Raw genomic sequence first — 13,380 nt, 5'->3', positions numbered from 1 at the left:
CACAACTGTACGAGTTGTCAGAGGGCGCCCGGTACGGCCGGGAGCCGCCGGATCGTGCGTCTAGGGCCGGTCCTCGTCGTTGATCGGCAGGTACACCCGGAACGTGGTGGCCCCCGGCTCGGACTCCACCCGGATGTCGCCGTGATGCTTGTTCACCACGATGCGGTAGGAGATGTCCAGGCCTAGTCCGGTCCCCTCGCCGACCGGCTTGGTGGTGAAGAAGGGCTCGAAGATCCTCGGCCGGATCTCCGGAGGGATGCCGTCGCCCGTGTCGGAGATCTCGACGACGAGGCGATCGTCCTTCCGTGAGGTCCGCAGGGTGAGGGTCCCGCTCCCGTCCATGGCGCCGAGGGCGTTGTCGATGAGGTTGGTCCACACCTGGTTGAGCTCGGCGGCGTAGGCGGGGATCTCGGGCAGCGTCCGGTCGTACTCCTTGACGACCCGGACCCCCTTGGGGATCTTGGCCTGCATCATCGTCAGCGTCGCGGCGAGCAGGTCGTGGACGTCGACCGTCTGATGGGGCGCGCGGTCGAGCTGGGAGTACTGCTTGGCCGCCGAGACGAGGCCGGAGATGCGCGTGACGGAATCCTCGATCTCGCCCATCAGCAACTCGGTGTCGATGGTGTAGCCGAGCCAGCGGACGGCCGGCTCCAGGTTGTCCGCGCCGACCGCGCCCGCGATCTCGTCGAGCCATTCGACGTCGACGGCGCCCGCCACGAGCGTGGAGGCGAGATCCCAGTTCCCCGCGATGTCGTGGTCGTCGAGCCAGTCGGCGACCGCGTCCTCGGCGTCCGAGGTGGCCATCGCCGAGAGGGTGGGCGCGGTGCTCGCCCGCTTGACGGCCTCGTCCTGGAGCCCGACGAGATCATGCAGCTGGGAGCCGTCCAGGCGCCCGTCGGCGATCATGGCGAGCTTCTGCCGCATGCCGGAGACCCGCTCGCGCAGGGACGCGGTGGCCCGCACCGCCGCGGCGGCGGGGTTGTTGAGCTCGTGGGTCAGCCCGGCCGACAACGAGCCGAGGGCCAGCAGCCGCTCCCGCTCGCCGACGATCGTCTGGGTGGCGCGCATGCCGAAGAAGAGACCTTCGAGCAGGTGGATCGCCATGGGGAACCACGCCCGGACCGCCTTGGCGACGTCCTCGGCCGGCAGCACGAAGAACTCGGACTCGGTGATCGCCCGCAGCGTGTTGAGGTAGGTCTGGTCGACCCGGTCTCCGATGTAGGCCTGGGTCGCGCCGCCGTACACGCCGCGCTGCTCGGTGCGGTTGACCTCGACCTCGTCGCCGTGGACGCGCCTGCTCATCGACACGGTGCCGTTGAGCAGCACGAAGAAACAGGTCGCCGGCTCGCCTTCCGCGTAGACGACGGTGCCCGCGTCCCGGTGCTCGACCTCCCCCTTCTCGGCCAGGAGGGCCAGTTGGTCGTCGTCGAGCGCCTCGAACAGGAAGAGCGTGCGCAGCTCGTCCGGGGTCAGCCGCGTGGTCATTGCGCCTCCAGGTAGCGGTGGATGAGGGACACCGCCATCGCGCCCTCGCCTACCGCCGAGGCGACGCGCTTGACCGAGTCGGAGCGTACGTCGCCCGCGGCGAAGACGCCGGGCATGCTGCTTTCCAGGTGGTAGGGGTCGCGGGGGAGCGCCCACCCGGCCGGCCGTCGCCCCTCGGCGAGGAGGTCGGGGCCGGTCAGCACGAAACCGTGCCGGTCGCGGGCGATCGCGTCGCCGAGCCAGTCGGTGCGCGGCTCGGCGCCGATGAAAACGAAGAGCCAGGAGGTGTCCACGGTTCTCGTGGTGCCCGTGCGTCCGTCGCACAGCGTGAGCCGTTCGAGGTGGTCGGAACCCTCGCCGCCGACGACCGTCGTGCGCGGATGCACCTCGATGTTCGGGACGTCCTTGATCTGGTCGATCAGATAGTGCGACATGGAGCGACTGAGATCGTCGCCTCGCACGAGGATGTGCACCCGCCGGGCGTAGTGCGAGAAGTACACGGCCGCCTGGCCGGCGGAGTTCGCCCCGCCGACGATGTAGATCTCCTGGTCCGCGCAGCTCGGCGCCTCGGTCGACGCCGAGCCGTAGAAGACGCCACGCCCGGTCAGCTCGTCGAGTCCCGGAGCGTCGAGCCTGCGGTAGGACACGCCGGTGGCCAGCACCACCGTGTGGGCCGCGATGGCCGTGCCGTCGCCGAACCGCAGGAGGCGGGTCGTGGTCCCTCCGCCCTCCAGGCCGACCACCTCGCGGGTGGTCAGCAGCTCCGCGCCGAACCGGAGGGCCTGCCTGCGGGCGCGGTCGGTGAGCTGGGCGCCGGACACCCCGTTGGGGAAGCCGAGGTAGTTCTCGATCCGGCTGCTCTGGCCGGCCTGCCCGCCTGTGGCCCGCTGCTCGACGAGCACCGTCCGCAGCCCTTCGGACGCGCCGTAGACGGCGGCGCCGAGCCCCGCGGGCCCCGCCCCGACCACGGCGACGTCGTAGAACTCCGAGGCGGGGGTGGTCGACAACCCCACGTGGGCGGCGAGATCCGCCTCGGTCGGCTTGACCAGCGACTTGCCGTCCGGCGTGACCACCACCGGCACGTCGGCCTCCGTCAGCCCGGCCGCGGCGAGCAGGCGCGCGGCCTCCGGATCGTCCGTCAGCAGCCACCGGTACGGCACGAGGTTCCTGGCCAGGAAGTCCCGTACGGCGAACGACGGCGCGGACCACCTGTGGCCGATGACCCGGGTCTCCTGGATGGACGTGTCGGGCGTGGCCAGCCACGCGTCGAGCAGCGCGTCGACCACCGGATAGAGCTTCTCCTCCGGCGGGTTCCACGGCTTGAGCAGGTAGTGGTCGAGGTCGACGAGGTTGATGGCGTCGATGGCGGCGTCGGTGTCGGCGTAGGCGGTCAGCAGGACCCTGCGCGCGAGCGGGAAGAACTCCATGGCCTGCTCGAGGAACTGGATGCCGTTCATGTGCGGCATCCGGTAGTCGGCGAGCATGACCGCGACCTGCTCGCCGCGCAGCTTGATCTCCCGGATGGCCTCCAGGGCGGAATCTCCCGACTCCGCGCGGACCACCCGGTAACGATCGCCGTATCTGCGTCGGACGTCTCGGGCCACGGCGCGCGAAACGGCCGGATCATCATCAACGGTCAGGATCGCGGGATTTGCCATGGCAACCATCAAATCATGTCCGTTTGAACGCTAGGTTTCCGAAATCCCCGTAGGGCCATAGGTCCCGCCAAGCAGTGACTTTCGGCCCACTCCCCGCCCGGGATCCGGAGGCGAGGCTGGTGCTGGGGGGAGGAGGGCGCCGTGCCGATGACCGTGCGTGACGTCATGAGCCGGTTCGTGATCGCGGTCGAGACGGGCGCCTCGTTCACCGACGTGGTCAACGCCGTCTGCCGCTTCAACGTCGACGCCGTGCCGGTCGTGGACCGGAACCGGTGCGTGCTGGGCGTGATCTCCGACGACGACCTGCTGCTCAAGGGGATCGGGGGAGGACGGACCGGCGACTCGATCTTCGAAGGGGCGGCGCGCCGCCGTCAGCGCAGGAAGGCGATGGGCCGCACCGCGGCGGAGATCATGACGGCCCCGGCGGTGACGGTCACGGAGGACACGGCCCTGCGCCATGCGGCGCGGCTCATGCGCGACAACAGGATCAGGCAGCTTCCTGTGGTGGACGCCCGGACGGGATGCATCCTCGGCCTCGTCCGCCAGGCGGACCTGCTGAAGGTCTTCTCCCGGTCTCCGGAGGACGTGCGCGACGAGGTGCTCGCCATGGTGGGGCCGTTCACCCGCAGCTGCACGGTCCAGGTGGAGGACGGCGTGGTGTCGCTGGTGGGCAGCGTGGACCGCCGGTCGCGGATCGCGATCCTCCTCGACGCGGTGTGGCAGGTGGACGGCGTCGTCGACGTGGAGGCCGATTTCTCGTTCGCGGAGGACGATCTCGGCAGGACCGTCCCGCCCCTATACATCTGAGGGCTGTGCCGAGGGCCCGGGGAGGTGGTGCACCGATGACCGTCGAAACCATGAGAGCGGCCGACGTGATGAGCCGGATGCTCGTCACCGTCGAGCCGGACGAGTCCCCGCTGATGGCGTGGGAGCTCATGCGCCGTGCCGACCTGCATCACCTTCCGGTGATCGACGCCGAATCACGGATCGTCGGCGTTCTGAGGCGCGAGGACCTGGCCTGTCACTGGTCGGGAGGGCCGGCAGAGCAGTCGAGCGTGCCCGTGGTCCGCCTGCTCGACGCCCAGCCCTGCCCGTGCGCCACACCCGAGATGCCCCTGTCGGCCGTGGCCGCGCTGATGATCGACGCCGACGTCGACGTCGTACCCGTCACCGGTGGTGCGGGGATCCTGGAAGGCCTCGTCACCGCGCTCGACGTCCTGAAGGCCGTCGCCGGCAGGGCCACGCCCCCTCGCGGCCCGATGGACGTGCGCGGCGGCCTGTTCCGGCTGGAGCCGGTCCTGCCGCCCTGCTAGATCACACTGCTGGGTTCCGGGCTGCTGCCCATGATCAGTACGGCCGCGCCCCCGACGCGGTCGGCGGCGAGGTCCCGCAGCGCCCGGTCGGCCTCGTGGAACGAGTAGGGCGTGGTCGTCACCCGGGGCCGGTGGACGGCCGCGAGCTCCAGGAACCGCCGGCCGTCCGCCCTGGTGTTCGCGGTGACGCTGCGCAGGGTGCGCTCCTGGAACAGGGAGCGCTCGTAGTCGAGCGCCGGGATGTCGGTCAGATGGATCCCCGCGATGGCGAGGGTGCCGCCCCGGTCGAGCGCGTCCAGCGCGACGGGCACGAGATCGCCCACGGGGGCGAACAGGATCGCCGCGTCGAGCGGCTCGGGCGGGCTGTCGGCGCTGCCGCCCACGGAGGCCGCGCCCAGCTCCGCGGCGAGCGCCCGTGCCGCCGCCGACCGTGTCATCACGTGTACGGCGGCGCCCTCGGCGACGGCGATCTGGGCGGTCAGGTGGGCGGAGGCGCCGAAACCGTAGATGCCGAGCCGTCCGCCGGGCGGGAGGTCGGCGCGGAGCAGGGCGCGGTAGCCGATGATCCCCGCGCACAGCAGGGGCGCGAGGCCGGTGGCGTCCGCGTCGTCGGGGAGCGGGTAGACGTAGGCGGCGGGGGCGGTCAGATACTCGGCGTAGCCGCCGTCCGCGTCCCAGCCCGTGTAGGTGGACGACGGGCACAGGTTCTCCGCTCCGCGGCGGCAGTAGCGGCACTCTCCGCAGGTCGAGCGCAACCACGCCACGCCGACCCGCGCGCCGGGCGGCGGCCCCGTCGTGCCGGGGCCGAGGGCCGCGACCCTGCCCACGGCCTCGTGTCCGGGAACGGTCCGCGGCCTCCGGGGCGGGAGGTCGCCCTCGGCGAGGTGGAGGTCGGTACGGCAGACCGCGCAGACCTCGACGCGGACCAGGAGCTCGCCGGGCGCGGGGACGGGCACCGGCAGCCTGACCCGCTCCAGGGGGTGGGTGTCCATCGGCCCCGGGCGGGCCACGACCCAGGCGTCCATCTCCGCCGGAAGCCCCGCCGCGGGCTGAGCGTCTCCCATACCCGTGATCCTAGGATCGCGAGACGCGGCGGCCGGTGATCTCCACGGGGACGACCTTGATGTACAGGTCCCGCTCGCCGCCCGCCCACGACTCCAGGCCGGTGGACACGGCCGCGGCGTGCTCGCTGTCGGAGATCAGGTGGTGGGCGCCGCCCCGGATGAGGACGCTCCAGCCTTCTCGCGCGGTGTAATCGAACCGGTCGACCTCGAAGGCGATCATCAGCTCGCAGCCCTCGACGCCGCTTCGCAGGTCCTCGTCCATGGGCCCACCGAAGGCGGTGCGGATGAGGACGGCGCCTTCGGCGATCGTGTAGTTGACCGGGAAGATCACAGGTCCGGCGCCGGTGCCGAAGGCGACCCGGCCCACGCCGCCGGGTGCGATCAGGCGCAGGCACTCGTCCGTGTCGATCTTCTCCGGCAGGGACGACACGGCCGGCCCGGATTCGCGGGCCGGCCGGGAGCTTTCCGTCATGTGGGTCTCCTGATCGCTCGGCCGCGTGACGCCTCCCGGCGGCCTGGTGGGTGCGCCGGTGGGCGCAACGGGGCATACGGCTGGGCATGCTCGGCGGGCACGCCCCTGGACCGCCGTGAGACAAGCGTCGCCCGCCGCGTGTGCCCGCGGCACGGCCTTCCGGCCCCTGTGCGAGGGACGAAAGGCCCCGGCGCCCCGCCGGGTGAGGGTGCGGGGTGCCGGGTGACGGGCCTGGCGACCGTGGGCAGGATCCACCTATGGAAGTCCTGAGCAGCCGCATCCTCCTGCGCCCCGCCGACCTCGACGCGAGCCGCCGGTTCTATCGGGACGTGCTCGGCCTGGCGGTCTTCCGGGAGTTCGGACCGGCGGACGACCCGGGCGTGGTGTTCTTCCTCGGGCAGGGGCTGCTCGAGGTCTCCGGACGGTCGGAGGGCCCCTCCGGCCGGGGACCGGCCATCTGGCTCCAGGTCCGGGACGTCCACGCCGAGCGCGACCGGCTGGCGGCCGCCGGGGTCACGATCTCCCGCGAACCGGTGACGGAGCCGTGGGGGCTGGTGGAGATGTGGATCGAGGACCCCGACGGGACGCCCGTCGTCATCGTGGAGATACCGTCGGATCACCCGCTGCGACGGGACCACCGGGTGATCGATTGAAAATCTTTCCGGTCCGCGAAATCATGCCCACACGCGTGGTGCCGTAGCCGTGGTGCCGGTCGAGCCGATCCGCGCAGGACACCTGGATAATGCCGATCGGACCGCCAGAACGGTGAGGGATCCGCACCCGAATGTAACCCTATTACCTACCAACAATATGGGATAATGAGCTATGAGCTCGTGGGCATGTGCTGAGACGCCGACCACCGCCGCCGTGATGGCCGCGCGCTGGGTCCGGTCCGCGGCAGCCGACGACGGGCTCGGCCGCCACTGGGTCGCCAATCCCGACCCGCAGGGCCGATCGGCGAAGGCCGGTCATCCGTCGTCCCTCTATTCCGGCGCGGCCGGGATCGTCCTGTTCTTCCTGGAACTGGCCGCGGCCACCGGGCACGAGGCCTATCTCGACGACGCGAGGGCCGGGGCCCGGTACCTCGCCGCGACGTGGCCCGACCAGCCCGACCTGACCTTCTATCACGGCCTGGCCGGGACCGTCTTCGCCATGGCCGAGGTGGGCTGGGCGACCGACGACGAGCGGATCGGCGAGGCCGCCCGGGCGGCGGCCGACCAGCTCGTCCGCAGCGTGCGCCCGCTGGGCGACGGCATCGGGTGGACCGGCGACCCCGCCCAGCGGGGCGACGGCGGCATCGTGCTCGCGCTGCTGCACGCCGCCGGGATCCTCGGCGTCCCGGTCTATGAGGAGGTGGCCGTCGAGGCGGGGGAGCGCATCGCCTCGCTCGCCGTGCCCGGGCACCGGTTCGGCGACGGCTCCTGCGCCGACCTGCCCGTCGACGCGGTCACCCCCGGCTTCCTCTCCGGCACGGCCGGCACCGCCTTCCTGCTCGCCCGCCTGTACGGCGTGACCGGGGACGAGCGGTTCCTGGCGGCCGCGCGGAGGGGGGCCGACTTCGTCCGTACGGTCAGCGTGGTGACCGACAAGTGCGCCATGGTGCCGCACCACGTGCCGCAGGGGCGCAGCCTGCACTACCTGGGGTTCTGCTCGGGCTCGGCGGGAGTCGCCCGGATGTTCTACGAGCTGTACCGGGTCACCGGCGACCCGGGCGACCTCGACTGGGTCGAGCGGCTCGCGCACGGCGTCGTCCAGAGCGGAGTGCCGCGACGGCACACCTCCGGCTACTGGAACGTGGCGTGCCAGTGTTGCGGCAGCGCGGGGCTCCTGGAGTTCTTCATCGGCCTGTGGGCCGCCACGGGGAACGAGACGTACCTGCAGCACGCCCGGTCGGTCGGGCAGGACCTCATCGGCCGGGCGACGGCCCACGACCAGACCGGTTACCGCTGGTACCAGGCCTACCGGCGGCTGCGCCCGTGGGAGGTCACGGCGGACACCGGCTACATGGTGGGGGCGGCGGGGATCGGGTCGGCGCTGCTCCATCTCGACGCCGCCGATCTCGCGGCGGCGCCGCGGCGCATGATCCTGCTGCCCGACAACCCCTTCCCCGCGATCCCGGTGCCGGCGCGGATGTTGGGCGACGGCTCCTGACCGTCCCCCTGCGGGTACGGCCCGCCGGCGAGCGCCGGGCGGGCCGTACGAGGTGGGTCAGATCTTCTTCCACAGGGCGGGGACGTTGGGCGGCTCCCACCCGGCCAGGGACGTGTGGGCCTGCAGGCACTGGTAGGTGGACCCGCCGTAGGTGACCTTCGCTCCGACCGCGTAGGCGGTTCCGGTCTTCCACGCAGGGGTGGAACCGGGCGGGGTCTGCGTGGGCGTGGGCGTGGGTGTCGGGGTCGGCGTGGGCGTCGGGGTCGGAGTCCGAGTAGGCGTGGGGGTCGGGGTGGGCGTCGGGGTGGGGTTGCCTCCGCCGCCGAAGGTGACGTCGGAACAGGTGTAGAACGCCTCGGGGCTGTCCGAGCGCTGCCAGATCGAGTAGATCAGGTGGCGGCCGGTCCTGCCGGAGGGGATCGTGCCGGTCATCACGTAGGCGCCGTTGGTCAGCGGCGGGTCGGTCACCCGGAGAAACGGGGTGGCGTCCAGATCCGACCACTTCAGCGGCTGGGCGGGGTTGTAGCCGGCCTTGGTCAGGTAGAGCTCGAAGGTCCCGCGGTGCGGCGCGGTCGCGCGGTAGGTGAAGGTGAACGAGCCGGGGTTGAGGCTGGTGGCGGGCCAGTCGGTCCGCGGCAGGTCGAATCCCTTGTACTTGTCGCGGCCGGCGCTGCACAGCTTGCCGTCCGGGATGATCGAACGGCTCTGGCCTGCCGCGTTCGCGAGGTTGATCTCGTTCCAGTCGTAGAGGGCCTGGGTGCCTCCGGCCGCGACGGCCGCCTTGCACGCCGCCGACTGCGGGCTTTCGGGGCCCTCCAGGAAACACGCGTAGGCGCGGCTGACGGGGTTCTGCATGGTGCCGTGGGCGAGGGCCGCGGGAACGGCCAGCAACGGGATGCTGCCGAGGGCGGCCACGATCGCGGCAGTTCGCTTCCTGCTCATCAGGCATCTCCTTCGGTGGGGGGTGTTCATGCAGTTCACGGCGTCTGCTCTGATTTAACTCTTAGTTAAGTTTCCTAAGAGTTTGATCGAAGTTACTCCTGGAAAAGTCACCGGTCAACGCCCCCGTTTCCGCGTGATCATGCACACCTTCGCGATCAGGGCGGCCGGCCTGCCCACCCTCCGGGCGGGATCATGCGTAGATTCGTAGATTCCCACCCTGACCTGGGCGAACGCCGTTCGTGATCATGCACGGAACGGCGGTGGGCGCCTCGGGGCTCGTGACCGTCCGCGTGTCAGGTTCGCGGTCGGGCGTCCCTCGGGCTCGCGGGCGTGTGCGGCCTCATGACGGGCCTTCCGTGCGCCGGGGCGCCCTGAGTGGTTCTCGCATGTGCGCCCTGATGTCCCGCTGACCTGCGGGTTTCCCGCTATGGGCGGTCACTTTGAGGTGTTTGTGACTGTATAGGGCAAAAGTAAAATTTCGTGGCGACAGCTTGGGGTTTGAGTTGTTCTTGGCTTAATGTCCGATTACTCAACCGTGACCAGTCAGGAGATCCCCCATTTCCAGCATCGCGGCACAGCCTCCCCAGAGCCCCGTACAGACCCCGTCCGGCTGCACCGAGCAGCCGCTGATCAAGGGCACCACGACCGCCTCCTACTTCTGGGACGACGGATCGGGCGTCAACGGAGACACCGGCAGCCCCGCCTCGGGGAAGCCGATGCAGAAAGGCCTCGCGGCCAGCCCGAGCTGGCCCCTGGGGACCAAGGGCTATGTCGTCTACCAGGGCAAGAAGGCGGAGTTCTTCATCGGTGACCGTGGGCCCGGCATCCCGTCGGACAACGGCGTGATGATCGACCTCGACGGCAAGACCTTCGCCTACCTGACCGGCGGCACATGGGACGGCTCCTCCTTGACCGTCGAGGGCAACGGCGGAGCAGGCCACATCTCGGTCACCTACGTCGTCACCGAGTGGGGCTCGGGCCTGGGTAAGAAGGCCACCCCGCGGCCCTTCTCGACCGGGGCCTACGGCGTCCACGACGACTCGCCCAACGGGCCGGTGATCGTCTGCCCGTCCGCCGCGGCCTCCCCCGCCGCCGCGGTCTCACCGGCGTCCCCGCCCGCCGGAGCTTCCCCGGATTCCCAGGCTTCCCCGGCGGGCTCCGTCTCCCCGGCGGCCTCGGCCGACGACGGCGCCTCGGCCGCTCCTGGCTTCAGCGCGGTGTCGGCCTCGGGGCCCTACTCCGAGCCCGTCGTCCCCTGTCCCGAGATCTCGGCCGCTCTCATCGTCTGCGCGGTCGCGGCGGCGGCGGGCAGGAGTGCGCTTCGCCGCGCCGCTCGCCGTACGTGAACGCGCGTCGCCGCCCCCCGCTAGCCGTACGTGAACGCGCTTCGCAGGCCGTGAGGGCGGGAGCGCCCGCCTACTTCTTGCGCCGGCGCTTCAGTGCCCCCGCCACGCGCTGCAGGACGCGGTCCCAGTCGGAGCCGAACGGGTTGTCCTGGACCAGGTACGTCCACGTCGCGGTGGGCCGCTTGAGTCCCTGGTCGGCCAGGTCGCCGGTGACGTCGGCCGTCTCGAACGTCTCCTTCGCCCGCTGCTCGACCTCGTCGAGCAGGCTGCGGTAGGCGGGCGCCGCCTCGCGGTTGAACTCGTCGAGCGGGTTGAGCCGCCCGAGCGCCCGCAGGTGGATGCCCTCGCGGAGGTCCGACAGATAACCGAGATGCTCGGTCCAGCACCTGTCCAGATGGAACAGCACGATCTGCCGGCAGGCCTGCTCGACGACCTCGGTGCCGACGGCCTCGCTCAGCTCGCGGAAGCGGTCGGGGAACGCCTCACGCAGCGCCTCCGCCGCGGTGTCGCCGTTGAGGACCCGGTCACGCAGTTCGAGGATGTGCGTCCGCTGCTCCTCCATGAGCCGGGTGTAGCGCCAGGTGTTGCGGTGGATCTCCAGATTGACGCCCTCCGCCACCCGCTGGGCGTGCCCGACGAGCTCCGCCGCCCGCTTCTGCCGTACGACCCCGTCGGGGTCGCCGGCGGGGAGGGACTCCTCGGCCGCGTACGCCGTGAGCAACTCGTCCTCGCCGCTGACGAAGAAGACCGAGCCGCCGGGGTCGCCCTGCCGCCCGGCCCGGCCGCGGAGCTGGTCGTCAAGCCTGCTGCTGTCGTGCCGCCCGGTGCCGATGACGTAGAGCCCCCCGAGCTCCGCCACCTCCCGCTCCGAAGACCCCTCCGAAGAGTGCTCCGAAGAACGCTCTGCGGAATCCTCGGGGGAGTGCTCCTTCGGCTGCTCGGCGGAGCCCCCATCGGTCTCGTCGTCAGCTGCCGGCCGGCCGCCGAGCCTGATGTCGGTGCCGCGACCTGCCATCTGGGTGGAGACCGTGATCGTGCCGCGTGCGCCGGCCCTGGCGATGATCGCCGCCTCTTCGGCGTCGTTCTTGGCGTTGAGCACCACCGGCCGCAGGCCCCGGGCACGGAGCGCCTCGTCGAGGCGCTCGGACTCCGCGACGTCGAGCGTGCCGATCAGGATGGGACGGCCGGTGGCGTGCTGGGCGGCGATCTCGTCCAGCAGCGCCTCCTGGCGGCTGTCCGCCGTGGCGAAGATCCGGTCGGGCTCGTCCACCCGGATGCACGGCTTGTTGGGCGGGATCACGGCGACCTTGAGGTCGTAGAACTCGCGGAGTTGCTCGCCGACGGCGACGGCCGTACCGGTCATGCCGCAGATCTGCGGATAGCGGCGCAGCAGGCCCTGAATGGTCAGCGAGTCGAGGATCTCCCCGGTCTCCGACGCGGGGAGCTTCTCCTTGGCCTCCACCGCCGCCTGGAGCCCGTCAGGCCACCGCTGCAGGAGCGCGACGCGCCCGCGCGACTGGTTGATCAGGTGGACGCGCCCGTCCCGCACGATGTAGTCGACGTCACGGGTGAGCAGCGCGTGCGCGTGCAGGGCCAGGTTGACCTCGGTCACCACGCTCGGATCCTCGTAGAGATCGACGCCGAGGGCCTTCTCGACCGTGTCGGTCCCCTTGGTGGTGAGGAAGACGCTCCGGCCCTCCTGGTCGATCTTGTAGTGGTAGCCGCGGGACAGCCGCCGGACCAGCGCGGCCATCTCCGGGACCGCCGTACCGGGATCGGCGGCGCCGGCCAGCACCAGCGGCACCCGGGCCTCGTCGACGAGCACGGAGTCGGCCTCGTCGACCAGCGCGACCTGCGGCGCCGGGACGATCAGCGCGGCGGGATCGGTCACCAGGCGGTCGCGGAGCACGTCGAAGCCGAGCTCGCTCACCGCGGCGTAGGTGACGTCCTTCGCGTAGGCGTCCCGGCGCTCCTCGGGCGTCGAGGTCTCGGAGATCCAGCCGACGGTGAGGCCCAGGATCTCGAACAGGGGCCGCATCCACTCGGCGTCGCGGCGCGCGAGGTAGTCGTTGACCGACACGGCGTGGACGCGCTTGCCCTGGAGTGCGAATCCGGCGGCGCTCAGGGCGCCGGCCAGCGTCTTGCCCTCGCCGGTGGCCATCTGCACGACATGGCCCTCCAGCATGGCCAGCATGCCGACGAGCTGGACGTCGAAGGGCCGCTCGCCGAGCGCGCGGCGGGCGGCCTCGCGCATGACGGCGCAGAACTCCGGCGTGCCCACCTCGCCCGGACGGAGCTCGGCGCGCTCGCGCACCTCGGCCTCGAGTTTCCCGGCCTGCTCGACCGTCCGCTGGAACGGCGTCAGGTCGATGCTTCCCGGCCTGTCGAGAAAACGCCTGACGAAGTCAGCTACCGAGGCCATGCTCGCTCCAACGACTCACCTGCCGGACTGGTTCCGTCTGCCCGGTTCATGGTGCCACTATCCCGGTCTCACAACCTGACCGGGCACCCCGGCATTACTGTCAGAGGTTGACAGGTATGGCCGGAAGTATGGCGCGCATGACAACCATCGCGAAACTCATCGCCGTCACCGTCGACTGCGCCGAGCCCAAGAAGCTGGCCGAGTTCTACGCCAAGATCACCGGGTTCGAGGTGCAGTACGCGGAGGACGAGTACGCCGGAATCGGCGACGGCAACACCTCCGTCTACTTCCAGCGCGTGCCCGACCGGAAGCCGGCCTCGTGGCCGGGGCCCGACAAGCAGTTCCACCTCGACTTTCGGGTGCCGGACGTGGCCAAGGCCGTCCAGGAGTACCTCGAACTGGGCGCGAGCAAGCCCGAGTTCCAGCCCGGCGACGGGTGGATCGTCCTCGCGGACCCCGAGGGCCATCTGTTTTGCGTCTGTCCGGAAAGGTCATGACTTCATGCGGGTCGAGTGATCAGGCGGCCG

At 71.0% G+C, this 13,380-nt stretch carries 12 protein-coding genes; 6 read left to right on the top strand and 6 right to left on the bottom strand.

The window, feature by feature from the left end; genetic code table 11:
- Nucleotides 1–60 precede the first annotated feature (60 nt).
- The gene (locus Pph01_RS13770; RefSeq protein WP_204073440.1) at nt 61–1,485 is read right to left on the bottom strand and encodes an ATP-binding protein; all 1,425 of its coding nucleotides are present in this window, start codon (nt 1,483–1,485) and stop codon (nt 61–63) included.
- Nucleotides 1,482–3,143, bottom strand: a complete 1,662-nt coding sequence (locus tag Pph01_RS13765; RefSeq protein WP_204073439.1) for an NAD(P)/FAD-dependent oxidoreductase — start codon at nt 3,141–3,143, stop codon at nt 1,482–1,484. Before Pph01_RS13765 ends, Pph01_RS13770 begins: the two co-directional genes overlap by 4 nt.
- A 147-nt stretch (nt 3,144–3,290) precedes the next feature.
- On the opposite strand from Pph01_RS13765, the gene Pph01_RS13760 reads away from it, so the two are divergent.
- Together Pph01_RS13760 and Pph01_RS13755 are read left to right on the top strand one after the other, a co-directional pair.
- Nucleotides 3,291–3,950 carry a CBS domain-containing protein gene (locus Pph01_RS13760; protein ID WP_239116677.1) on the top strand — a complete coding sequence of 220 codons (660 nt, stop codon included), beginning with the start codon at nt 3,291–3,293 and terminating at the stop codon, nt 3,948–3,950.
- 35 nt (nt 3,951–3,985) lie between these two features.
- Complete coding sequence (locus tag Pph01_RS13755; protein WP_204073437.1) at nt 3,986–4,456, top strand: CBS domain-containing protein; 471 nt, start codon at nt 3,986–3,988, stop codon at nt 4,454–4,456.
- Here Pph01_RS13755 and Pph01_RS13750 read toward each other — a convergent pair.
- Both Pph01_RS13750 and Pph01_RS13745 read right to left on the bottom strand, forming a co-directional pair.
- A complete protein-coding gene (locus tag Pph01_RS13750; protein ID WP_373315655.1) occupies nt 4,453–5,520 on the bottom strand; it encodes a zinc-binding alcohol dehydrogenase family protein in 1,068 nt (355 codons plus the stop codon). The genes Pph01_RS13755 and Pph01_RS13750 overlap by 4 nt on opposite strands.
- A gap of 10 nt (nt 5,521–5,530) precedes the next feature.
- On the bottom strand, nt 5,531–5,992 hold the full coding sequence (locus tag Pph01_RS13745; RefSeq protein ID WP_204073436.1) for a pyridoxamine 5'-phosphate oxidase family protein: 462 nt from the start codon (nt 5,990–5,992) through the stop codon (nt 5,531–5,533).
- A 257-nt stretch (nt 5,993–6,249) separates the two neighbouring features.
- Here Pph01_RS13745 and Pph01_RS13740 point away from each other — a divergent pair, with 257 nt between their 5' ends.
- Together Pph01_RS13740 and Pph01_RS13735 are read left to right on the top strand one after the other, a co-directional pair.
- A complete protein-coding gene (locus tag Pph01_RS13740) occupies nt 6,250–6,645 on the top strand; it encodes a VOC family protein (protein WP_204073435.1) in 396 nt (131 codons plus the stop codon).
- A gap of 172 nt (nt 6,646–6,817) precedes the next feature.
- On the top strand, nt 6,818–8,143 hold the full coding sequence (locus Pph01_RS13735) for a lanthionine synthetase LanC family protein (protein WP_204073434.1): 1,326 nt from the start codon (nt 6,818–6,820) through the stop codon (nt 8,141–8,143).
- 57 nt (nt 8,144–8,200) lie between these two features.
- On the opposite strand, the gene Pph01_RS13730 is transcribed toward Pph01_RS13735, so the two are convergent.
- Complete coding sequence (locus Pph01_RS13730) at nt 8,201–9,085, bottom strand: lytic polysaccharide monooxygenase auxiliary activity family 9 protein (RefSeq protein WP_204073433.1); 885 nt, start codon at nt 9,083–9,085, stop codon at nt 8,201–8,203.
- A 716-nt stretch (nt 9,086–9,801) separates the two neighbouring features.
- Here Pph01_RS13730 and Pph01_RS43690 point away from each other — a divergent pair.
- The gene (locus Pph01_RS43690; protein WP_373315654.1) at nt 9,802–10,431 is read left to right on the top strand and encodes a hypothetical protein; all 630 of its coding nucleotides are present in this window, start codon (nt 9,802–9,804) and stop codon (nt 10,429–10,431) included.
- A gap of 70 nt (nt 10,432–10,501) precedes the next feature.
- Here the strand turns inward: Pph01_RS43690 and Pph01_RS13720 are convergent, their stop codons facing one another.
- Complete coding sequence (locus tag Pph01_RS13720; RefSeq protein WP_204073432.1) at nt 10,502–12,853, bottom strand: preprotein translocase subunit SecA; 2,352 nt, start codon at nt 12,851–12,853, stop codon at nt 10,502–10,504.
- 137 nt (nt 12,854–12,990) lie between these two features.
- On the opposite strand from Pph01_RS13720, the gene Pph01_RS13715 reads away from it, so the two are divergent.
- Nucleotides 12,991–13,350, top strand: coding sequence for a VOC family protein (locus Pph01_RS13715; RefSeq protein ID WP_204073431.1), 360 nt, complete (start codon nt 12,991–12,993; stop codon nt 13,348–13,350).
- Nucleotides 13,351–13,380 lie beyond the last annotated feature (30 nt).

This window comes from Planotetraspora phitsanulokensis (genome assembly GCF_016863295.1).
GTDB classification, from domain to species: Bacteria; Actinomycetota; Actinomycetes; order Streptosporangiales; family Streptosporangiaceae; genus Planotetraspora; species Planotetraspora phitsanulokensis.
The sequence above is the reverse complement of the archived record's forward strand: the minus strand, read 5'-3'. Positions and strand labels throughout refer to the sequence as shown.